Origin of the sequence: Caulobacter sp. NIBR2454 (assembly GCF_027474405.1) — a bacterium.
Taxonomy (GTDB): domain Bacteria; phylum Pseudomonadota; class Alphaproteobacteria; order Caulobacterales; family Caulobacteraceae; genus Caulobacter.
In genome coordinates this window covers 3,267,103-3,287,875 of the sequence record NZ_CP114871.1, presented here as the reverse complement: position 1 = coordinate 3,287,875, position 20,773 = coordinate 3,267,103, and the positions used below count along the sequence as shown (strand labels likewise).

Genomic DNA, 20,773 nt, shown 5'->3' with positions numbered 1-20,773 from the left:
GATATCAGGCCAATCGCCGTTCTGCGTCAAGATTGGTATTGCCAAATTTTGATAGAAGTTGCGCTGAGCCCGTGAATGGCTTGACCAATGTGACTGCGGCGCCCCAAGCATTGGAAAAGTGCCGGGAGCGAAAATGATCGGGAAGCCGATAAGCGTGGTCGAGGCAGCGCAGGCCAAGCGCGGACGAGTTTCCGCCAGATGAGCCCAACGCCGCAGAAGCTCTATCAGCAAGTGGCCGAGCGCATCACTCAGGCGATCGCGGAAGGCCGCTATCGCGCCGGTGGTCGACTCCCGTCCGAGCGTGATCTGGCCGAATGGCTTGAGGTCAGTCGCCCGACCATTCGCGAGGCGATGATCGCGCTCGAAATCCGTGGCGTAGTCGAGGCCCGTCACGGGTCCGGCGTGTGGATCTTGGATGTTCAGCCCTCCGCCGAACCTGTGCTGGAGCTCGACATCGGCGCTTTCGAACTGACCGAGGCGCGGCGCATCTTTGAAGGCGAGGCCTGCGCCCTGGCGGCGGTCAACATCACCGATGCCGAGGCCGATGAGCTGGAAGCGATCGTGCAACTGATGATCGCCGAGAACCGCGGCGACGTCGCTGGCGAACGGGCCGACCGCGCCTTCCATGTGAAGATCGCCGCCATCACGCGCAACGCCGCCATAACCCTGATGGTCGAGACCCTGTGGGACTGGCGCTACAAGTCGCCTCTTTGCGCGACCATGCTGGCCCGGGCGCGGCAGGCGGGCTCGCGGCCGCTCATCGACGACCATCACGTCATCCTCACCGCCCTGCGACGACGGGACTCGGCGGGCGCCCGCAAGGCCATGCGCTCTCATCTCGACAGAGTCATCGAGGACTTGTTGCTCGCAACGGAGTTGGAGGCGATCGATCGCGCGCGGCTGGAAATCGAGGCCAAGCGCGCCGACGTTCTCAAGCGCTCCGTGATCTAGGAGGACTTGGCTCCAGGTCGCACCCCGAGCGGCTTTGACCGTGGCTCCAAAGCATGGAAGGTAGCGATCCCCTCATGCGTCTCGTCGAGCCAGCCCATGTCCCAAATCCGTCGCCCCATCGCCGCACTGGCGGCTTTCGGTCTGGCCACCTTCTCCATCGCGGGCCTAGCTCAAGCCGCCGCGGCCGCACAGGCGCCCACCGCTGCTCCGCAGTTGCAGGGGGCGGTTGTGCTGCCAGCCCTCAGCTACACAGTGCTTAAGTCTGGGCCGGCCGGCGGGGTGCGTCCCACGCGTCGCGACACCGTCACCGTCAATTACGAGCTCAAGCTGGCGGACGGCCGCATCGTCGATTCCTCCTACGCTCGCGGCGAGCCGGCGACCTTTCCCCTCGATAAGCTGATCACCGCCTGGCAGGTGATCGTGCCCTTGATGGTTCCAGGCGACGAATGGCTGGTCTTCGCCCCTTCGCAGTTTGGCTATGGCGCGGCGGGCAAAGGCGAGATCCCCGGCGGGGCGACGCTATTCTTCAAAATCCACCTCGTCTCCGTCGGCGGCGCCCAGCAAGCGCAGTGACTTAATGTGCGGCTGCGGTCGGCAGGGAGACGAACTGTCTCATTGGCCCGGCGCTTGGCGTAGATTAGCCAGATGCCGCCCTTTTAAAGGTTCGCCGGCTCGCGATCGCCCTGCGGCTACTGGCCTGATGGCTGGATAGGCGTCGACCCTCGAGCTTTGTGTGTTCCTGCACAGTTGCTCTTGAGGCATGTAGCGCCCCGTGAAACCGCCGCTTCCCCACATATCGCGGGCGATCGCCAATGGCCTGGCCAAGCTGGAGTTGGATCGACTCGCCGAGATGGCCGCCGTTCTGTTGGGCGCGCCGAGCGCGACTGTGGTTCTGGCGGGTTCGGCTGAGGCGAGCCGGGGTCTGGCCGCTAAGGTCATGGACCTTGCCGAAGGCGAGCTGCTGGTCATCGCAACGGAAGACCGCCACGACGACGAGCCTGGATTGTTCGTCGGCTGTCCGCTCGTCGCCGCGGGCGGGCAAGCCCTCGGCGCGCTCCATGTCGTTGATCCTATGCCGCGCGCACATCCCACCACCGAGCAGCTCGATCAGCTGAAGCTCCTGGCGAAGATGGCCGCGGCCCAGATGCAGCGCAGCGATCTCGAGCGCGTGCTTTTGGCTGCCGAGGCCGGGCAGATCGGCGTCTGGGAATGGGACTTCGCCAGTGGCGAACTGCGATGGGACGAGCGTATGTTCGCCCTTTATGGCCTGCCCAATGACGCGGCTCCGGCCATGGAAGTGTTCAAGAGCTGTCTGCACCCAGACGACGTAGACCGCCTCGTCAATGCGGTGGACGCCGCCTTTGACAGCAGCGGCCCGCTGGAGTCGCAGTTTCGGATCATTCGGCCCGACGGCGAGGTCCGCGTCATCCGCGCCTTTGGCCAACTGAGGCGTGACGCGGCGGGCAATCCCTTCGCCCGGGTCGGGTGCAACTGGGACGTCACCGAGCGGGTGGCGCAGAACGAGGCCATGGCCGCGGCCCGCCTTGCCGCCGAAGAGGCGACCGCCGCCAAGTCGCAGTTCCTCGCCAATATGAGCCATGAAATCCGCACCCCCCTGACGGCGGTGCTCGGATTCTCCGCGCTGCTCGCCGATCGTCAGGATTTAAGTCCGCAAGCGCGCCACTGGGTCGATCGCATCGGCCATGGGGGCAAGGTCCTGCTCGGCCTCGTCAACGATGTTCTGGATTTCTCCAAGCTCGAAGCTGGTGAAACGAAAATCCATCGTCGCCCTGCCTCGCCCGAAGCCTTGGTGCGTGACACCGTCGCACTGCTCTGGCCGCAAGCCACGGCCAAGGGGCTGCAGCTCAAGGTCGCCGTTCGCGGGCCAGCGCCTGACCAATTGCTCATCGATGTTGAGCACCTGCGCCAGATGCTGCTCAACCTGGTGGGAAATGCGGTCAAGTTCACTGACAGCGGTCGCGTGACCGTGACTCTGGATTATGAGCCGGGCCCAGAACTGCTTTGCATCGAGGTCGCCGACACCGGTCCGGGCATGAGCGCAGATCAGCAGGCCAGACTCTTCCAGCGATTCTCGCAGGTGGACGCTTCATCGACGCGCCGTCATGGCGGAACGGGCCTTGGCCTCGCCATCTGCAAAGGTCTGGCTGAAGCCATGGGCGGTTCGGTGACGGTGCATAGCACGCCGGAAGCGGGTTCGATCTTCACACTGCGCGTTCCGGCTGCGCCGACGGCGCTGGTGAGCGAGGTCACGGCCGAGGCGGGCCTTGATGGATTGGATCGGGTGCGCGCTCTGGTGATCGACGACAACTCCGCCAACCGTGAACTGGCGCGGACGATTCTGGAGACCTGCGGCGCGCAGGTTGTCGACGCCGCCACAGGCAAGAGCGGCGTCGATGAGGCGGCCTGGACAGCCTTCGATGTCATCTTGCTCGATATGCGCCTGCCCGACCTCCAGGGCCGTGAGGTCTTCGACGCCATCCGATCACAGCCTGGTCCGAACAGGTCCACGCCAATCTTGGGATTTTCAGCCGAGGGGGACGGAACCGGTCGTGGCCCGCCTTTCGACGGATGGATCGCAAAGCCGGTCAAGGCGTCCGCCTTCACCCAGGCGATCGCCTCGGTTCTCGCGACGACGTGATCAGGAACACGCAGCGCTGTCGAAACCGTGAATAGCGTGTGAGCCGTTTGGCGTGGTTGGGTTGCTCATCATGCAGACCATCGCCAGAACCCTGAAAGTCGACCCCGCCATCGTCTCTGACGCCATGGCCGATCTGGTCACCCTGTCGCTGTTCGTGGCGTTCGCCGCCAGCGTGATCCTCGTCGCCACCTAGGCGCACGGAACCGGGCGTTAAGGCTCCGGTCACCAACGCACCCAAGACTGCGCCCGTACTTCACCGTTCGGATCGACATGTCTGCGTTCAGTCCCACCTTCGACCACGGAGCCGCGCTACGCGTGCCCGCACCTGCTGACGGCCTGGGCTGGAGCCGTCTGTTGGCCTGGCTCGGCTGCGCTGGCCGTCCCAAAGGCATGCATGGACTTGTAGAGGTCGCCACGGCCTCCGGCCTCGCCGTGGCCGCGCCGGGCGACTGGATCGTCCTGTCGGCCGGCGGCGACTATCACGTCGCCGTCGTGCCCACGACGCGCGCCGCCAACGGGTAATCGCCCAACAGTCATGGAGATCGGGCGGCGGCCGCCCGTCCTTCATTGAGCTTTCTAATATCGCCAGCTGGTCAGATCGGCCCCCTTGGGCGCGGTCTGTTCGATGCGCTTGAGGATCTTGGGCAGGTAGAAGGTGTTGTAGCGGAGGCGCGAGATGGCGATGGGGTTGGCCTGGTCGCCGTTCCAGCAGTGCTCGGCGCGATCGCCGTAGGTGACCTCGCCGCCATAGGGAGGATCGGTCTTCTTGAGGAAGTCCTCCATCAGATAGACGGCGTTGTTGAGGTAGAAGTTATCCATGTCGCCGACGTGGATGTTGATCTTGCCCGCTAGCTTGGGCCCCAGCGTCTTCCAGTCGCGCTCGAGGATGTGGCGAAGGTCGTAGTTCTCGCGCCAGTATTCCAGCACCGACTGATCGATCACACCCGTCGTCTTGTCCCACAATGGAATGGGATAGCCGTCCTCTCCCTGCGGCGAATAGACGGCGAAGAAGGCGTCCCACTGCGCGCCCGACCGGGTCTTCGAGCCCAGAACGCGCTCGTAGCGGTTCTCCATCTCGTTGGTATGGGTCACGTGGCCCAGATAGTTTCGGCCCACCGGCCGCTCGACCCGCGTGAACGGACCTTCGCGCCAGAAGGCGTTCTTGTCTTTGTAGATATCGACCACCTTGAACTGGCGAAAATCAACGCTGTCAGGACAGGCCGCGAAAGCGCCGTTGTAGTCGTCGGGATATTTGACCTGGACGCCCAGGGCCTCCCAGCCGCCGGTCGAGCCGCCATAGAGGAACCTCGCCCAGCCCTGGCCCAGCCCGCGGAACTTCTTCTCCAGCGCCGGGATGAACTCATAGGTGATGGCGTCGCCATAGGGGCCGATATTGGCCGAGTTCACCGCATAGCTGTCGTCATAATAGGGATTGGAGTGATCGATCTCGACGATCAGCATCCGCGGATGATTGTCCGATATCCACTGCTTGTAGAAGGCGTAGGCCTCCTCCTGCTCGGTCCTGTTGTAGCAGGGCAGGTTGAAGCGCTCGGAGGGCTCGCACTTGAGGTTCGGGTCCGGCGGCGTGGTGCGGAATCCCCCAAAATCGTCGGGGAAGTGGCCGTGGAAGATGGCCAGCGGATACCGGGCCTCCGGATGCTTGTCGAAGTCCTTGGGGACCAGGACGTGGCCGCGGATGAAGACGTCACGGCCCCAGAACTTGGACAGCTTTTCGCTGCGCAGTTTGAAGTGACGGACGAACTCGGTGTCCTTGGGCTCGGCGATCGGCGGATTGACGCGATCCAGGGTGATGGCGATCTCGCCGGCCCTGGCCGGATCAAAGTCGATCAGCTTGGGCGTGCTGGTCAGGTTGCCTGGCTCCTTGCGCCAGTTCTGACCCGCCCCCCGCGCGGCCGGCAGCTTCACCGTCTTGCCGTTCTCCAGCCTGTAAGTGTCGTACTTGTGCAAAACCGCCTGCACATAATAGCGACCCGCCGGGACGGCGTTTAAATTCCGTGCGGGATAGCCGACGGTGTCCAGCGCGATCTGGACCGACCCGCCGCGTGGCAGGCCTTCGACATCGACGCCGGCGATCTGAGCGGATCGAAAATCGCGATCGACCTGAAAGCGCGGCTCTTTAGAGCCGTCGGCCGTCATGATCAGCAGAACGCGGCCGTCATAGGCGCCTTGCGGCGCGTTGGCCGGCGCCGTGATCCGGAACGTCTCGGCCCGGGCCGCACCGGTCGTCATGACCAGGGCGGCTGTTGCGATGGCTAGACATCGGATCATGGAAGGTCTCCTGAACTTAGGGGCGCGCTCCCTTGAGGCGCGGTCCCTGGAGACCGCGCAAAGGAGCAAAGAGCGCGGCGCAGATCGCCAAGCCCACGAATGTATTGACGATCAGGGGCACCGCCATTTCGGGCGAGGCCAGCACCGAGACGGCGATAAAGATCGCCGTGCCCTCCTGGCGAACCAGATGACAGGCCACGATGGCCGAAACGTCCGGTCCCTTCAGGCGAGCGATCCGCGCGATGGCCAGAGCCAGTGCGGCGTTGACCAGATTGATCAGGATCACCAGCGCTACAATGCGCCAGACCGTTTCGGTCATGGCGCTCCACTGACGGGCCACCACGAGGGCGAAAACCGCAATGAGGATGGCGGATGCGATCGCCTTCATCGGTCCGGCGAGCTGGGCGCTGGTCGTGGGGGCCAGACGCGCCGCCAGCAGGCCAAGCGACACCGGCGCTATGGTCACCAGCGCCACCTTGGCGAACAGCTCCATCGTGGGCACGACTATGGTGCGTGATACACCGAAGGCGACCTCGACCGCATAGTGGGCGATCGGCGGGGCCAGCAGCACGTAGACGCCGCTGATCACCACGGTCAGGGCGATCGACAGAGCCGCTGAGCCCTTGAAGAGATCGGTCATCACCGTGGCGAGTATGCCGACGGGACAGGTCGCCAGCAGAACCAGCCCCACGGCCACTTCCGGCGATGGCGACAGGCTGGCTGCAATGGCGATTCCAGCCAGGGGTGAAAGGATCAGCAGGCCCGCCAACCCGACAAGGAAGGGGCGACGATCGACCACCATGCCGATGAACGCCGACGGCTTCAGTTGCAGGCCGATGGACAGCATGATCGCCGAAAGCGCACCGGGCAGCAAAAGGCTTTCCGCCATATCGGCGAGCGGCATCCCGGTCGTCATGCGGGCTCCCCGCTTCGGCCATCAGGATCATCTGCCTAGCAAGCCGGTTCGGGCTTGTCTCACCGCCCGCGCCATTCGCAGCATCATGTCCGGCACATGGCGCATAAAGGGCACACGGGCGATGGGGTTAGGGCTCTCGTAGGCTATCGTCGGTCGATAACGTCCGTCGCTGAGCAGCATGCGCGAAATCTCACGCCCGACGATGGCGTTGGTGGCGATGCCCCGCCCGTTGCAGGCCTGGATCGCCAACAGCCCGGGACCAAGGGCGACAATGCGGGGAAGCAGGCTGCTGTTCATCCACGCGACCCCTTCCCAAAGATGCTCGATGCGGATGGGTTCGAAGGCGTTGAGCATCTGGGACAGGCGTCGATTGACCGCCTTCTCCACGCCTGCCCGCGTCGCGCCGCCTGACACCGGGTAATAGGTGATCATGCGTCCGCCCTCGGCGAAGCGGATCGAGAAGATATCCGGCTCCAGATCGGTCAGGGCCTGGCCGCCGGGGAGCACCGAGGCGCGCAAGTTCTGCGAAACAGGCGACGTGGACAATTCATGCACGCGCATGGGCAGCACGGTGCTGTCCAGCGCTGGATGAAGGGACTGATTGCCGCCATTGGCGCACAGCACGACCTGCTTGGCCCAGAGTGTTCCCGCGCCGGCATGCAGACGCCAGCGCTCGCCTACGCGCTCCAGGTCGCCCACCCGGCTGTGATGGAAAAGCTGCGCGCCGGCTTCCACACTGCGAGCCGCCAGGCCCGCCGCCAGCCGCAGGGGGTTAACCCCGCCGCCGCTGGCGTCAAGGATGGCCGCGTCATAACCGCGGCAGCCCGTCATCTGCGCGGTGTCGGCGGCGTCGAGTGCGGTCAGGTCGCGCCGGAAGGGACGCCATTCCTGAACGATGGCTTCAAGGCGGGCGCCGGCGTCAACGCCGCGGGCCGGGGCGATGAAGCCCTGAGGGCGGGCGTCGCAATCAATGTTCAGGGCCGATATCAGATCGAACAGGTGGCTGCCGCTCTCGCCGACGAGACGGAGCCAGCCCGGTCCGACCTCAGGACCCAGCCGGGCGAGCACCTTGTTGGGGGTCGTTCGGACCAATTGGGGGGCGACGATTCCGGCGCTGGCGCCCAGGGCGCCCGAGCCCGGCTCGTCGGCCTCGATCACGCAGACTGAACGCCCCGCCGCCGCCAGTTCGCAGGCCAGGCTGAGGCCCGCCACGCCAGCGCCGACAATCGCGATTTCGGCCTCCTCGGTCCCGCTCAGGGCAGGGCGATGGGCCGCGCCTTGATCGAGGGCGCGCCAAAGGGAAGCGCCGTTCAAGTGATGGGTTCCAGCTGAAGTTCGCATACGCCTTGGCGGCGGATCAGACGCGCCGCGCTCGCCAGGCCATCGAGGTCTTCTGGAGACACGCGCGCGCAAAGCGAGCCCTCGATCCAGCCGACAGGAAACAGCAACCGCCCCCCGTCGCCATAGAATATGCCCAGGTCCAATCCGCCGTCGACGAAGGGCCGCGCCGGGCCGATAGGGCCGGGATCGAAGACGGTGAGGACAAGCTCGCCGGCGTTGGGGTGACGCACCGCGTTCTCCAGCGTCAGGGCCGTTACGTCGATCGCCGCCGGGAGGTCGCCCGCCGCCAGGGGACATGAAAGCTCGGGGCCCGTCCACATGGCGTGGAGCGCCTCGCGAGGCGTGGCGTCCTGGGCCAGCGCCCAGAGCGCCGCACAAGATTGGGGCGCCAGTTGATCCAGCAGTTCAAAGCGCGCGCTCAGGCCCGACCGGGCTTCGCTGATCCTGACCGCCCGCGTCATGAGCGCTCAGGTCTGATCGATTTTGACCACACGTGCGCCCCCTCCGGCTCACCGCGAAAGTGCGACCATTATCACGTGAATTTGGTCGAATAAACTGGGGGGCTGCAAATCGCCAGCCAAAGGCGGCGGCGCCTATTCGAGAGGCGATCTTGTCAGGTTTGCGCTCATGATCTGCAGGGTCGCCACCAGGCGGGTCAATTCTGCGTGGCTTACGCCGTCGGTCGCGCGCTCGATCAACTTGGCGATCATGGGGGTGAGGCTGTCGAGGAGGCCGCGGCCCTGATCGGTCATCCGCACCTCGGTGACGCGTCCGTCCTCGCCCCCCTGCGTGGTGGTGACTAGATCCATCTGAGTCATCTTCTCAACGATTCGGCTCACAGTCGTACGCTTTATGAGGGCCGTATCTGCTAAGTAAGTTACGCTGCAGGGCTGCGATTCTCGAAGAACAGTCAGGATTCGGTAGGTCGACTTTGTAATCCCATGGCGAGCCAGGGTCTTTTCCATGGCGTCGTGATACATGAAATCAGCGTGCGCTATTAGGTAAAATGGTGATGTAGATAGTCTAAACGCACTGCTGCTTGGGTCAAAGATCGAGGATTTTGCCACGTGGCGCTCCTGAAGCGGCGAGCTCTATAAGCGTCTATCCGCGCTGGCGGCCGCTGTGGAGGCAAGCAGATCTGGCGGCCCCGCCGCCCTCAGCGCCCGCCCCCGGCCGCCTTGGTTGACTGTCGGTGGGTGCGGTGGGCGTGCTCCGAACCGGAGGGTCTGAGGCGGCCGCTGCAACCTGTATGACGCCTCTTTTGAACGTTGTTCGGGCAGCAGGCAAGCGCCACGCTCGCCGATGTGACGATCGCTTGACACTTCCAAAAAGATGCGACCATTCTCACGCAAATTAACGACGAGAGCCTCGTCGTCGCGTCGGGGGATGTGCATGTCGAAGACAAACGGGAACGGTTCACGCAACATCAAGGCGGCCTGGGCCGCCGCCGTCGCCGCGGCCTTGGCGCCGCTCGCGGCTGTTCAGGCGGCTGAGCCGCCCATCCTGCCTATGAGCGACGTCGAGCAGGCCAAGCCCGCCATGCCGCCGATCCTGACCATGCGCGATCGGGCCAAGGTTCAGAACGCGCTTTTGGCCGAACGTCTCGATACGGTCGTGCCGCGCCTGATGCGCGAGCAGAAGATCGACATGTGGGTGCTGGTGGCCCGCGAATATTTTGAAGAGCCGGTGATCGCCACCATGCTCAACGCCGAGAGCATGCATGCCCGGCGGCGCACCATCCTGGTGTTCTACGATCCCGGCGAAGGTAAGCCGATCGAACGCCTGACGGTCAGCCGCTATGGTCTGGGCGGCCTTTTCAAAGCGGCCTGGGTTCCCGAGCAGCAGCCTGACCAGTGGAAGGCCCTGGCCGACCTGATCGCCAAGCGCGACCCGAACAAGATCGCCATCAACACCTCGGCCCTGACGGCGTTCGGCGACGGCATGACGCTCAGCCAGTACGGCGAGATGACCAAGGCGCTCGATCCGAAGTTCAAGGAGCGCATCGTGTCGGGCGAGGCGCTCTCTGTGGGTTGGCTTGAAACCCGCACGCCCGCCGAGATGAAGATCTATCCGGGCATCTTGCGCCTGGCCCACTCGATCATCGCCGAAGCCTTCTCCAGCGAGGTGATCAAGCCCGGGGTGACCACCACCGACGATGTGGTGTGGTTCTACCGCGAGCGCCTCGCGCGCCTGGGCCTTATCGCCTGGTTCCAGCCGTCCATCGCCGTGATCCGCCAGGGTCACAAGGATATGCTGGAAGGCGATACCGTCATCCAGAAGGGTGACATGCTGTGGACCGATTTCGGCATCACCTATCTGCGCCTCAATACCGACACCCAACACCTGGCCTACGTTCTCAAGGACGGTGAGACCCAGGCGCCGGCGGGCCTGCGCGCCGGTCTGGCGCAGGCCAACAAGGTTCAGGACGCGCTGCTGTCCTCCTACAAGGTCGGCCTGAGCGGCAACGAAATCCTCAAGGCGGCGCGCGCCAAGTCCATCGCCCAGGGGCTCAAGCCTTCGATCTACACGCATCCGCTCGGCTATCACGGCCACGCGGCCGGCGCCTCGATCGGCATGTGGGACAATCAGAACGGCGACGACAAGGGCGAGTGGAAGGTGCGTGCCGACACCGCCTGGTCCATCGAGCTGGCGGCCTACGCCAAGGTGCCCGAATGGGGTGGCGAGGAAGTGCAGTTCCGCACCGAGGAGAACGCCTTCTTTGATGGTGAGAAGGTGCGGTTCCTGGACGGACGCCAGACCGAGATCACGCTCATTGGCGGCGGTCGGTGATCGGGGGGCAATGACATGAAGAGGTTCGACGTGACGACGCCAAGGAAACTGGTTTTGGGGGCCGCGCTCGTCGCCCTCTCCATCCTCGGCCAGCCGGCCGCCGCCGAGCAATTCAAGGTCGAGGTTCCGACCTCCGCGCCCGACAAGGCCTATGACGGGCGCGTGATGGTCATCCTGACGCCGGACGGCAAGACCGAGCCCAAGGACCAGACCCGCCCCGACTATTTCGGCGCCCAGATGTTCGGGATCAATGTCGACGGCCTCAAGGCCGGCGGTGCGGTCGCGGTCGGTTCTGGCGTGCTGGGCTTTCCGGCGGAGGATCTGAAGTCGGTCCCGGCGGGTCGCTATTATGTGCAGGCGGTTTTGCACAAGTACGACACTTACAGGCTGGAGAACGGCAAGACGGTGAAGCTGCCGGCCGCGCGGGGGGCGGGTCAGAACTGGCGCAAGGAGCCAGGCAACCTGACCAGCACGCCCAAGCTGATCGACTTTGATCCGGCCAGGGCCGGCGAGATCGCCATCACCCTGGATCGCGTCAATCCGCCGATCGCCGAGCCCAAGGACACCGAGTTCGTCCGTCACTTCAAACTGCGCAGCGAAAAGCTGTCCAAGTTCTGGGGCCGTGACGTCTTCATCCGCGGCCACGTCCTGGTCCCCAAGGACTTCGACAAGCATCCGGAGGCCCGGTATCCGCTGGCCATCTTCCACGGCCACTTCCCCGACGATTTTGGGGGATTCCGCACCACGCCGCCGGACCCGAACCTCAAGTGCGAGCCCTCCGAGCGCTTCAACCTGCCCTGCTACAACAGGACCGAGCAGGAGGAGGCCTACGCCTTCTACAAGCAGTGGATATCGGACAATCATCCGCGGATGCTGATCGTCGAGATCGATCACTCCAATCCCTATTATGACGACAGCTATGCGGTGAACTCGGCCAATATCGGCCCCTATGGCGACGCCATCACCTATGAGTTCATCCCGGCGCTGGAGAAGAAGTTCCGCGGGCTGGGCCAGGGCTGGGCGAGGTTCCTCTATGGCGGCTCGACCGGCGGCTGGGAGGCCCTGGGCGTCCAGGTCAAATATCCCGACGACTACAACGGCGCTTTCGCGGCCTGTCCTGACCCGATCGACTTCCGGCAGCTGATGGTCACCAACATATATGAGGACAAGAACGCCTACTGGCGCGAGGGGCCGTTCACCCGCGTGGCCCGTCCGGGCAAGCGCGACTACCTGGGTCACGTCCCCTACACGATGGAGATGGAGAACCGTTGGGAGCTCGTCATGGGCGACAAGACCCGCTCCGGCGCCCAGTGGGACGTGTGGGAGGCGGTCTTCTCGCCCATGGGTGAGGATGGCTATCCGCAGCGGATCTGGGACAAGCGCACCGGCGTGATCGATCCCAAGGTCGCGGCTTACTGGCGCGAGAACTACGACCTTCGCCACATCCTCGAGCGCGACTGGAAGACGCTGGGGCCCAAGCTAGCGGGCAAGATCAACATCCACGTCGGCGACATGGATAACTTCTACCTCAACAACGCCGTCTATCTGATGGAGGACTTCCTCAAGAAGACCGATCCTCCCTATGGCGGCGAGGTCACCTACGGCGATCGCGCCGAGCACTGCTGGAACGGCGACCAGGCCAACCCCATCGCCATCTCGCGCCTTCGCTACAACACCTTCTACCTGCCCAAGATCCTCAAGCGCATCGAACAGACCGCGCCTAAAGGGGCCGATCTGACCAGCTGGCGATACTAGGCCGGCTCACCGCCGACCGGACTTCGAAGACGACTTTAAGGCCAAGGCCGCTCCACCCCTGGAGCGGTCGACGCCCGAACCTTGCTCCACACCAAGGCCGGCCCTGCCGCCGGCGCAGCCAAATCCTAGGGGGATAAAATGGCTCATACCTACCGACCCGGCGCGTCATTGAGAGTCGCGCTTTTGGCCACCAGTCTGTTCGGCGGTCTGGCCGCAGCAGACGTCGCCCTGGCCCAGGACGACGCGGCGACCGTCGAAGAAATCGTCATCACCGGTACGCGCATCCGCTCGGCCAACGTCGAGAGCGTCAGCCCCATCGTGCAGATCGGCGGCGAGGAATTCGCTCAGCGTGGCACGACCCGCACCGAAGACCTCGTCAACGCCCTGCCGCAGGTGTTCGCAGCTCAAGGTGCGGCGGCCTCGAACGAAGCCACCGGCACCGCCCAGGTCGACCTTCGCGGCCTGACTCCGTCGCGCACCTTGGTGCTCGTCAACGGCCGGCGCCTGCCCTACGGCTCGCCCAAATCGACCCCTTCGGACCTGAACCAGGTGCCCGCCGCCCTGATCAAGAACGTCGAAGTGCTGACCGGCGGCGCCTCGGCCGTCTATGGTTCGGACGCCATCGCCGGGGTGGTGAACTTCACCCTTCTCGACAACTTCGAGGGCATCAAGCTGGGCGCCAATTTCAGCACCTTCCAGCACAACAACAATCGCGACGGCCTGCGTGACCTGCTGGACGTCAACAACGCCCGCGTCCCAGGCGGCTATCTGAAGCCCGACAGCAGCGTCTGGAACGGCTTCACCCAGGACTACTCTGTGATCATGGGCGCCAACAGCGGCGACGGCGAGGGCAACATCACGGCCTACGCCACCTACCGCAAGGTCGACGCTATCCTGCAGAAGGACTTCGACTACAGCGCCTGCGCGCTCGGCACGACCGGACCCAATGGCAGCCAGTATTCGTGCAGCGGGTCCGGCTTCAACAGCCCAGCCAACTTCTCCAACACCGCGGGCCTGACCGGCGTGCCGACCTCATTTCGGTCGAACAATGGGTCGTTCGCGGCTGGCACCCAGACCTTCAACTTCGCGCCCTTCAACTATTACCAGCGCCCTGATCAGCGCTACACACTCGGCGCCATCGGCCACTACAAGCTGAACGACATGTTCGAGCCCTACTTCGAAGTGGGCTTCATGGACGACCGTTCGACGGCCCAGATCGCGCCGGGCACCGTCTCGGGCGGCATCAACGGCAGCGCCGGCGGCGTCAACTGCGACAACCCGCTGCTCAGCGCTCAGCAGGCCAGCTTCCTCTGCACCGCCGCCGGCCTTTCCACGGCCGGCAACTATGACGCGTCGGGCGCCTATCTGGGCCCGCAAGGGGTCGCCAACGGCATCGTGGTCTCGCGCCGCAACGTCGAGGGCGGCACGCGTCAGGACGACATCCGTCACACCACCTTCCGTCTGGTGGGCGGCGTTCGCGGCCAGATCAACGAGGCGTTCAGCTACGATCTCTTCGGCTCCTACGCCAATGTCAGCTATCGCAGCCGCTTCGCCGGCGACGCCAACCAGCGTCGGGTCGCCAACGCCCTGAACGCGGTCGTTGACCGTCGCACGGGATCGGCCACCAACGGCCGGGTGGTCTGCGCCATCAACGCCGACGCCAACAGCGGCAACGATGACGCCAACTGCGCGCCGCTCGATTACTTCGGCGCCAACGCCAGCAGCGCGGCCATCGACTACATCGCTGAATCCAAGGGCATCACCGGCGACACCAGCTTGACCGACATCGTCTTCTCGGTGAGCGGCGATCTCGGCCAATACGGCTTCACCAGCCCGATGGCCACCAACGGCGTGGGCGTCGCGTTCGGCGCGGAATACCGCAAGAACACCCTCGACCTGGTGCCGGACGAAGCCTACCGCAACGCCGTCAGCCCCGAGTATCCCGTCAACGGCACGACCTCGGCCAAGGAACTGTTCGCCGAAATCAACGCCCCCCTGATCGAGGATCGTCCGGGCATCCGCCTGCTGTCGTTCGAAGGCGCCTACCGCTATTCGGACTACAACACCGGCTTCAAGACCGACGCCTTCAAGGCCGGCCTGAACTGGTCGCCCATGCGCGAACTACGCCTGCGCGGCAGCTATCAACGGGCCGTTCGCGCGCCCAACGTGGTGGAGCTGTTCTCCTCGCAGACGCTCTTCGAAGCCGAGCTGACCGAACTGGCCAACGGCCTCTACGACCCCTGCGCGGGCGCCACGCCCTTCGCCACCCTCGAGCAGTGCCAGCGCACCGGCGTCAGCGCCGCGCAGTATGGCCGGATCATCGACAACCCGGCGGGCCAGTTCAACTCGCTGATCGGCGGCAATGCGGACCTCAATCCCGAAACCGCCGACACCTACTCGCTGGGCCTGGTCGCTCAGCCCGGCTTCATTCCGGGCCTGACCGTTTCGGTCGATTACTTCAACATCAAGGTCTCGGACCTCATCGGCTCGGTGAACCCTGGCCTGGCCATGTCCAACTGCCTGGCCAATGGCGACCCGTACTTCTGCGGCCTGATCAATCGCGGTCCGGGCGGCACGCTGTGGCTGACCGACGAAGGCTACTTCCGTCGCTTCAACCTCAACACCGGTTCGCTCAAGACCAGCGGCGTCGACCTGTCGATCGACTACCGCCTGGACCTGGCGAACCTGGGCATGGAGACCATGGGTTCGGTGAACCTCAACATGGTCGGCACCTGGCTCGACAAGTACGAGACCCAGCCCCTGCCCAACTCGCCGGAAGCCGACGTCTATGAGTGCTCGGGTCTCTATGCGGGCCTGTGCGGACGTCCGCGTCCGGAATGGCGCCACAAGCTGCTGGCCAGCTGGAAGTCGCCGTGGAACGTCGAGGTCAACGCCACCTGGCGCTACGTTTCGTCGGTGAAGATCGCCCAGACCAGCAGCCAGCCGGCTCTGTCGGGCAGCTTCGCCCAGCTCAATGAAGAGCTTGGCGCCCGCAGCTATTTCGACCTGTCGGCCGCCTACGACGTGCGTGACGGCGTGTCGCTGCGGGTCGGCGTCAACAACCTGTTCGACAAGGATCCGCCGCTGACCACCACCGCGGCGATCGAGGACGGCGGCAACGGCAATACCTACCCGCAGTTCTACGACGCGACGGGGCGCTATCTGTTCGGCGCCATCACCGTAGCGTTCTAAGCAGGTTCGGCGGCCGTACCTCGCGGTCGCCGGCTCCGCCTTGCGGACCTTTTCAAAAAGGTCCGCAAGGTCCCCTTTTGATGCAAGGCCATCCATGATCAGCCCGTCCAAAGCTCGCCCCGTCCTGGCCGCCGTGACGGCGGCGATCGCAATGGCCTTCGCCGGGCAGGCCCTGGCCGCGCCTGCGCCAAACGACGCTGATCGCCAGGCCGCTCGCGCTTTGCTTTCCGAGTTGATCACCATCCCCACCGCCAAGGGCCGTGGACAGGTGCCCAAACTGGTCGATGTGCTGAGCGCGCGCCTGCGCGGCGCCGGTTTTTCGGCGGAAGACATCGTTCGCGTACCCATCGATATCGACGGTGAGCGTACAGAGGGTCTGATTGTGCGCTATCGCGCCGCCGCGCCCGGACCCAAGCGCCCGGTGGCGCTTCTGGCGCACATGGATGTGGTCGATGTGGTCCCTGAAAGCTGGACCACCGACCCCTACAAGCCCGTGGAGAAGGACGGCTACCTCTACGGTCGCGGCTCCACCGACAATAAGTTCGCCGTCGCCGTCCTGGTGACTACGTTCGCGCGGCTCAAGGCCGCCGGCTGGGCGCCTGACCGCGACCTGCTGCTCGCCTTCTCGGGGGACGAGGAGACCGGGATGCTGTCGACCCGCAAGGTGATCGCCCATCCCCTGATGAAGAACGTCGAATACGCCCTCAACGCCGATGCCGGCGGTGGTACGGTGACCAAGGACGGCAAACCGGTGGCCTTCACCATGCAGGCGGCCGAGAAGACGACCGCTACCTTTGAGTTGGCCACCGCCAACCCCGGCGGGCACAGCTCCGCGCCGCGACCCGACAACGCCATCTACGACTTGGCCGACGCGCTCAAGGCCGTGCAGGCGATGCCCTTCCCTGTGGAGTTGAACGAGATCACCCGCGCCATGGTGATCAAGATGGCCAAGGACGAAGGCGACGCCCTGGGCGCGGCTCTTAACCGGCTGTTGATCGACCCGACCGACGCGGCGGCTATCGCGGAGGCCAAGCGCCACCCCAACTACACCAACATCCTTTGGACCACCTGCGTGGCGACCATGCTGCGAGCCGGCAACGCGCCTAACGCATTGCCCTCGAGCGCCGTGGCCACCGTCAACTGCCGCATTCTGCCCGGCACGCCGGCCGCCGCGGTACAGTCGAAGATCCAGGCGGCCGTGGGTGACAAGGTCAGCATCAAGCTGGTCGGCGAGGCTGTCGAAAGTCCCATTTCTCCAGTTCGCCCCGACATCTTGGCGGCCCTGCAAAAGGCCGTGAACGCCAACTACAAGGGCGCGGTCCTGGCGCCCAGCCTGTCTTCGGGCGGCACCGAGGGACGCGAGTATCGCCGTGCCGGCGTGCCGACCTATGGCGCCGGCAGCTTGGGCCTGGTGTTTCCTGATGACCTGCGCGCCCACGGCTCCAACGAGCGGATTCCGCTCGCCGCCTTCGACAAGGAGCTGACCTATTGGGACGTTCTGCTCAAGGAGATTGCGAGCGATGGGCGATAGTCCGCAAGATCCCGTCCGGCGCCGGCTGATGCAGGCCGCGGCCTTCACCGCCGGCGCCGCGGTGGCGCCCGCTGCGTTGAGCCAATCAGCTAGCCCAGCTCCCATCAGTCGCGATGAACGCATGGCCAGGATAGCCAAGGCGCAGTCGCTCATGCGAGCTGCGGGTCTGTCTGGACTGCTCGTTGAGCCGGGCTCGACCATGGTCTACTTTTGCGGAGTCGATTGGTGGCTCAGCGAGCGCCCGACCGTGCTGCTGCTGCCGGCCGACGGCGAGGCCTGCATGATCACTCCGGCCTTTGAAGCGGATCGACTGCGGCATCTGCTGCAGGTCCCCGCTCAGGTGCGAACCTGGGAAGAGCACGAAAATCCCTTCAAGCTGCTCGCCGACTGGACGCGCGAGTTGGGCATGACCAAGCGTTCGATTGGCGCCGACGTCGCGGTCCGGTTTCTGATCAGCGAGCCCCTCGCCCGGGCCGGCGTCCACCTGACGGCCGGCTCGGCCATCGTCGATGGTTGCCGGATGATCAAATCGCCGGCGGAGATCGCGATCATGCAGCGGGCGGCCGACATCACCGTCGCCGCATACCGTCAGGTCGGCGCACGTATCGCGGCAGGCATGGCGCCAGCGGACATCACCGCCCTGATGACGACCGCCCTTCGCCAGGGAGGCGCGCAGCGAGTTTCCGGCCATACGCTCGTCGGCGTGGCCAGCAGCTTTCCACACGGCGGCGCTCCAGAGCCTGTCCGGACCGGCTCCGTCATCTTGATGGACTTTGGCTGCACGCTGGATGGCTACTACGCCGATATCTCGCGCACCATGGTGTTTGGAGAGCCCACTGCGCTGCAGCGCAAGGTCTGGAACCACGTGCGCGAGGGGCAGATGGTCGCCTTCGAAGCGGCTCGGATCGGCGCGCCCGCCGGGTCAGTCGATGACGCGGTGCGGCGTTACTATGCGGGGCTGGGCTATACCGATGGCCTCGCCGCGCCAGGGCTTACTCACCGGACCGGCCACGGCATCGGTCTGGATGTCCACGAGCCGATCAACCTCGTCCGCGGCGAGGCCACGCGCCTCGCGCCGGGAATGTGCTTTTCCAACGAGCCTGGCCTCTATCACCGCGGCGTATTTGGGATGCGCATCGAAGACTGCATGTATTTGACCGAAGGCGGACCGCGCTTTTTCTCCACCCCGCCCCGGTCGATAGACGCGCCCTTCTTCTAGCCGGGTCAGAACGGCTAGGGGCGGGGCGCGTCGATCTTACGATGTCGCGACGTACCGACGGGATCAGGCGGCGAGCGCCGAAACCACCGCCGTCATCTGCTCGGGCAGGTATGGCTTTGGCAGGAACCGACCGCGCGGAGGGATATCCTCAGCGGACGGCTGCTCGTAGCCGGACGTCAGGAGCACCATCAGTCCAGGGTGTCGCTCGCTGGCGACGCGCGCCAGCTGCAGACCGTTCATGCCTGGCATGTTGATGTCGGTGAACAACACAGACACACCGCTTCGGCCAGCTAGGACCTCAAGCGCCTCCAGGGCGCAATCGGCCTCCAGGACTGAGTAGCCTGCGTCTTCGAGCGCGGCGGCCGCGACCATGCGTACAAGCAGGTCATCTTCGACAATCAGGATAAGGGGGGCCGCATTCTGCATGGAGCTCTAGCGCGCGAGCACCAGCGACGTTCCGAAGTTTTATCTTAACATTATGTAAAGACTAGCGATTGCCGCCGATTGTCGCGATATCGTGGGAGGCTGCGCGGAACCATCAGCCCCGCCCGGGCTTTCGTGGGCATGAACGAAGCCGCCGAGCTGCGCGCGAGCGCCGAACATTCCCGTCAGCGCGCCTCCACAATGCCTGTGGGACCTGCCCGCGGGGTTCTGGAAGTCATGGCCCGCGAGCATGACCGTGACGCCGATATCATTGAGCGCGAGGGGCCGACTTGGATGGGCCGAGAGCGTCGTCATCTGGACGATTGATCGCACGCAAATCCGCGAGGAGCAGGACCTTAAATCTCAGCGGGCCGTTCCATCCCCATGCAACAGCCCACCCATCCCTACCAGGGCGTCACCCTTCTCAGCTTTCAAAGCGCCGTCGTTTTGGCGGCGGTCATCGGGGGCTTGATATGGTTCACGCTTCTGGACGGATTGACCGGTCCTTTGATCTTGGGCGCGGCGGTCCTCGTCGGCTTTGTCGTGAACGCCTGGGTTCAGTTCCTGCTCAAGGTTCGAAGCCGCAGCCGCGCCAGCGTCAGGCCGGCGATTGATTGGCCAGGCTGCTAGCCACAAGATTGTCCGCACAAACTGCCGAAGACCTGCTGATGCCCGACCTTCGCCTCGCTATCCAAGCCCAGGTGCGCCAACTGATGGGCCCAGGGCCAGCCGCCGAAGCGCCCGATCCCGGTGATGACGTCGGCCTGTTTGGCCCCGATGCAGCGTGCTGGCGCGTGCACGGCGATTTCACCAGCATGATGGTCGGCGGTGTCTCGGCCCTACTGCTGCAGATGTTGCATCCCGGCGCTTTGGCGGGCGTGTGGGACCACTCCAACTTTCGCCAGGACATGACAGGGCGTCTGCGACGCACCGCCCAATTCATCTCCGGCACCACCTATGGCTCGACTCTCAAGGCCACCAGCCTGATCGATCGCGTCCGGTCCATCCATGATCGGGTGTCTGGCCTGCTTGCGGACGGTACGGCCTATAGCGCCAATGATCCGGATCTTTTGACCTGGGTGCATGTGGCCGAAGTGAGCAGTTTCCTGCGCGCCTTTGTGCGCCATCGAGATCCGACCTTCTCGCCGGCGGACCAGGACCGCTATTTCGATGAAGTGGCCGTGATCGCCGAGCGGCTAGGCGCCGTCAGCGTTCCGCGCAGCCGCGCACAGGTCCAGGCCTATTTCGCCGCAGTGCAGCCTCAGCTGCGATGCGACGCGCGGACTGTCGAAGTCGCCGCCGCGCTTTTGAACCCTCCGTTGTCCAGCCCAGCCGCCGCGGCTGCTTCCCGCCTGGTTTTTCGGGCGGCGCAAGACCTGCTCCCATCTTGGGCGGCGCAGATGCATGGCTTCCGCGCCGCCCCTGCCCGTGGTCCCGCAATTCGATTGGGGGTCCAGGGCATGGGAACGGCCCTTCGTTGGGCATTGCCCAATGGCACCGAAGCGCGCGCTAGGCGGCGTGCGGCCGAAATCTTGAGCGCGCCAGCGATGCAACTTTAAGGCGTGAAGCCTGTCGAAATGATGTCGAAATCCCGACATAACAGCGGTTAACCACCGCGTAACCATCCGTCGCACATCCTATAGTTGCAATCGCGGAACGCTGGTTGGCGACGTGGGGCCGCCGCGGCGAACCGTGATGGACGGGGTG

Annotated in this window: 19 protein-coding genes; 13 read left to right on the top strand and 6 right to left on the bottom strand. The window is 64.8% G+C overall.

Annotation, left to right across the window (positions count from 1 at the left end; all coding sequences use genetic code 11):
• The first annotated feature begins 198 nt into the window (after window positions 1-198).
• From O5K31_RS16045 to O5K31_RS16025, 5 genes are all read left to right on the top strand, one after another.
• Window positions 199-951, top strand: coding sequence for a FadR/GntR family transcriptional regulator (locus O5K31_RS16045; RefSeq protein ID WP_269714752.1), 753 nt, complete (start codon window positions 199-201; stop codon window positions 949-951).
• A 96-nt stretch (window positions 952-1,047) separates the two neighbouring features.
• A complete protein-coding gene (locus O5K31_RS16040; protein ID WP_269714751.1) occupies window positions 1,048-1,524 on the top strand; it encodes an FKBP-type peptidyl-prolyl cis-trans isomerase in 477 nt (158 codons plus the stop codon).
• Window positions 1,525-1,723: 199 nt separating this feature from the next.
• On the top strand, window positions 1,724-3,610 hold the full coding sequence (locus O5K31_RS16035; protein ID WP_269714750.1) for a hybrid sensor histidine kinase/response regulator: 1,887 nt from the start codon (window positions 1,724-1,726) through the stop codon (window positions 3,608-3,610).
• 70 nt (window positions 3,611-3,680) lie between these two features.
• Window positions 3,681-3,803 (top strand): hypothetical protein, encoded by a 123-nt coding sequence (locus O5K31_RS16030; protein WP_269714749.1) that lies wholly within the window; start codon window positions 3,681-3,683, stop codon window positions 3,801-3,803.
• Between the two features lie 77 nt (window positions 3,804-3,880).
• Window positions 3,881-4,132: a hypothetical protein gene (locus O5K31_RS16025; protein ID WP_269714748.1), complete on the top strand. Its 252-nt coding sequence runs from the start codon at window positions 3,881-3,883 to the stop codon at window positions 4,130-4,132.
• Window positions 4,133-4,186: 54 nt separating this feature from the next.
• Here O5K31_RS16025 and O5K31_RS16020 read toward each other — a convergent pair whose 3' ends face one another.
• The 5 genes from O5K31_RS16020 to O5K31_RS16000 all read right to left on the bottom strand — a co-directional run bounded on the left by O5K31_RS16020 (window position 4,187) and on the right by O5K31_RS16000 (window position 9,121).
• The gene (locus O5K31_RS16020) at window positions 4,187-5,899 is read right to left on the bottom strand and encodes a hypothetical protein (protein WP_269714747.1); all 1,713 of its coding nucleotides are present in this window, start codon (window positions 5,897-5,899) and stop codon (window positions 4,187-4,189) included.
• Between the two features lie 16 nt (window positions 5,900-5,915).
• Window positions 5,916-6,815 (bottom strand): bile acid:sodium symporter family protein, encoded by a 900-nt coding sequence (locus O5K31_RS16015; protein WP_269714746.1) that lies wholly within the window; start codon window positions 6,813-6,815, stop codon window positions 5,916-5,918.
• Window positions 6,816-6,842: 27 nt separating this feature from the next.
• Window positions 6,843-8,129: an NAD(P)/FAD-dependent oxidoreductase gene (locus O5K31_RS16010; RefSeq protein ID WP_269714745.1), complete on the bottom strand. Its 1,287-nt coding sequence runs from the start codon at window positions 8,127-8,129 to the stop codon at window positions 6,843-6,845.
• Window positions 8,126-8,617, bottom strand: a complete 492-nt coding sequence (locus O5K31_RS16005) for a DUF3830 family protein (protein WP_269714744.1) — start codon at window positions 8,615-8,617, stop codon at window positions 8,126-8,128. The genes O5K31_RS16010 and O5K31_RS16005 overlap by 4 nt, the downstream gene beginning before the upstream one ends.
• Before the next feature lie 132 nt (window positions 8,618-8,749).
• Window positions 8,750-9,121, bottom strand: a complete 372-nt coding sequence (locus O5K31_RS16000) for a MarR family winged helix-turn-helix transcriptional regulator (RefSeq protein WP_269717078.1) — start codon at window positions 9,119-9,121, stop codon at window positions 8,750-8,752.
• Between the two features lie 427 nt (window positions 9,122-9,548).
• Between O5K31_RS16000 and O5K31_RS15995 the strand changes: the two genes are divergently transcribed.
• The 5 genes from O5K31_RS15995 (at window position 9,549) to O5K31_RS15975 (ending at window position 18,643) form a co-directional block, all read left to right on the top strand.
• On the top strand, window positions 9,549-10,946 hold the full coding sequence (locus tag O5K31_RS15995; RefSeq protein WP_269714743.1) for a M24 family metallopeptidase: 1,398 nt from the start codon (window positions 9,549-9,551) through the stop codon (window positions 10,944-10,946).
• Between the two features lie 15 nt (window positions 10,947-10,961).
• The gene (locus O5K31_RS15990; protein ID WP_269714742.1) at window positions 10,962-12,701 is read left to right on the top strand and encodes a hypothetical protein; all 1,740 of its coding nucleotides are present in this window, start codon (window positions 10,962-10,964) and stop codon (window positions 12,699-12,701) included.
• 138 nt (window positions 12,702-12,839) lie between these two features.
• Window positions 12,840-15,893 carry a TonB-dependent receptor plug domain-containing protein gene (locus O5K31_RS15985; RefSeq protein WP_269714741.1) on the top strand — a complete coding sequence of 1,018 codons (3,054 nt, stop codon included), beginning with the start codon at window positions 12,840-12,842 and terminating at the stop codon, window positions 15,891-15,893.
• A 94-nt stretch (window positions 15,894-15,987) separates the two neighbouring features.
• Window positions 15,988-17,424: a M20/M25/M40 family metallo-hydrolase gene (locus tag O5K31_RS15980; RefSeq protein WP_269714740.1), complete on the top strand. Its 1,437-nt coding sequence runs from the start codon at window positions 15,988-15,990 to the stop codon at window positions 17,422-17,424.
• Window positions 17,425-17,452: 28 nt separating this feature from the next.
• Window positions 17,453-18,643: a M24 family metallopeptidase gene (locus tag O5K31_RS15975; RefSeq protein WP_269714739.1), complete on the top strand. Its 1,191-nt coding sequence runs from the start codon at window positions 17,453-17,455 to the stop codon at window positions 18,641-18,643.
• A 63-nt stretch (window positions 18,644-18,706) separates the two neighbouring features.
• Here O5K31_RS15975 and O5K31_RS15970 read toward each other — a convergent pair whose 3' ends face one another.
• Complete coding sequence (locus O5K31_RS15970) at window positions 18,707-19,069, bottom strand: response regulator (RefSeq protein ID WP_269714738.1); 363 nt, start codon at window positions 19,067-19,069, stop codon at window positions 18,707-18,709.
• A gap of 138 nt (window positions 19,070-19,207) precedes the next feature.
• On the opposite strand from O5K31_RS15970, the gene O5K31_RS15965 reads away from it, so the two are divergent.
• Genes O5K31_RS15965 through O5K31_RS15955 form a run of 3 tightly spaced genes read left to right on the top strand, consistent with a single transcriptional unit; the run spans window position 19,208 to window position 20,625 of the window.
• Window positions 19,208-19,393, top strand: a complete 186-nt coding sequence (locus O5K31_RS15965) for a hypothetical protein (RefSeq protein WP_269714737.1) — start codon at window positions 19,208-19,210, stop codon at window positions 19,391-19,393.
• A 57-nt stretch (window positions 19,394-19,450) separates the two neighbouring features.
• Entirely contained in the window at window positions 19,451-19,696 is a 246-nt protein-coding gene (locus O5K31_RS15960) for a hypothetical protein (protein WP_269714736.1), read from the top strand.
• A 38-nt stretch (window positions 19,697-19,734) separates the two neighbouring features.
• Window positions 19,735-20,625: an oxygenase MpaB family protein gene (locus O5K31_RS15955; protein WP_269714735.1), complete on the top strand. Its 891-nt coding sequence runs from the start codon at window positions 19,735-19,737 to the stop codon at window positions 20,623-20,625.
• Window positions 20,626-20,773 lie beyond the last annotated feature (148 nt).

What these genes read in the sequence shown, in the direction of transcription:
- O5K31_RS16045 (WP_269714752.1), top strand. Translation starts at nt 199, where the DNA reads ATGAGCCCAACGCCGCAGAAGCTCTATCAGCAAGTGGCCGAGCGCATC.
- O5K31_RS16040 (WP_269714751.1), top strand. Translation starts at nt 1,048, where the DNA reads ATGTCCCAAATCCGTCGCCCCATCGCCGCACTGGCGGCTTTCGGTCTG.
- O5K31_RS16030 (WP_269714749.1), top strand. Translation starts at nt 3,681, where the DNA reads ATGCAGACCATCGCCAGAACCCTGAAAGTCGACCCCGCCATCGTCTCT.
- O5K31_RS16025 (WP_269714748.1), top strand. Translation starts at nt 3,881, where the DNA reads ATGTCTGCGTTCAGTCCCACCTTCGACCACGGAGCCGCGCTACGCGTG.
- O5K31_RS16020 (WP_269714747.1), bottom strand. Translation starts at nt 5,899, where the DNA reads ATGATCCGATGTCTAGCCATCGCAACAGCCGCCCTGGTCATGACGACC.
- O5K31_RS16015 (WP_269714746.1), bottom strand. Translation starts at nt 6,815, where the DNA reads ATGACGACCGGGATGCCGCTCGCCGATATGGCGGAAAGCCTTTTGCTG.
- O5K31_RS16005 (WP_269714744.1), bottom strand. Translation starts at nt 8,617, where the DNA reads ATGACGCGGGCGGTCAGGATCAGCGAAGCCCGGTCGGGCCTGAGCGCG.
- O5K31_RS16000 (WP_269717078.1), bottom strand. Translation starts at nt 9,121, where the DNA reads ATGGAAAAGACCCTGGCTCGCCATGGGATTACAAAGTCGACCTACCGA.
- O5K31_RS15995 (WP_269714743.1), top strand. Translation starts at nt 9,549, where the DNA reads ATGTCGAAGACAAACGGGAACGGTTCACGCAACATCAAGGCGGCCTGG.
- O5K31_RS15990 (WP_269714742.1), top strand. Translation starts at nt 10,962, where the DNA reads ATGAAGAGGTTCGACGTGACGACGCCAAGGAAACTGGTTTTGGGGGCC.
- O5K31_RS15985 (WP_269714741.1), top strand. Translation starts at nt 12,840, where the DNA reads ATGGCTCATACCTACCGACCCGGCGCGTCATTGAGAGTCGCGCTTTTG.
- O5K31_RS15980 (WP_269714740.1), top strand. Translation starts at nt 15,988, where the DNA reads ATGATCAGCCCGTCCAAAGCTCGCCCCGTCCTGGCCGCCGTGACGGCG.
- O5K31_RS15975 (WP_269714739.1), top strand. Translation starts at nt 17,453, where the DNA reads ATGCAGGCCGCGGCCTTCACCGCCGGCGCCGCGGTGGCGCCCGCTGCG.
- O5K31_RS15970 (WP_269714738.1), bottom strand. Translation starts at nt 19,069, where the DNA reads ATGCAGAATGCGGCCCCCCTTATCCTGATTGTCGAAGATGACCTGCTT.
- O5K31_RS15965 (WP_269714737.1), top strand. Translation starts at nt 19,208, where the DNA reads ATGAACGAAGCCGCCGAGCTGCGCGCGAGCGCCGAACATTCCCGTCAG.
- O5K31_RS15960 (WP_269714736.1), top strand. Translation starts at nt 19,451, where the DNA reads ATGCAACAGCCCACCCATCCCTACCAGGGCGTCACCCTTCTCAGCTTT.
- O5K31_RS15955 (WP_269714735.1), top strand. Translation starts at nt 19,735, where the DNA reads ATGCCCGACCTTCGCCTCGCTATCCAAGCCCAGGTGCGCCAACTGATG.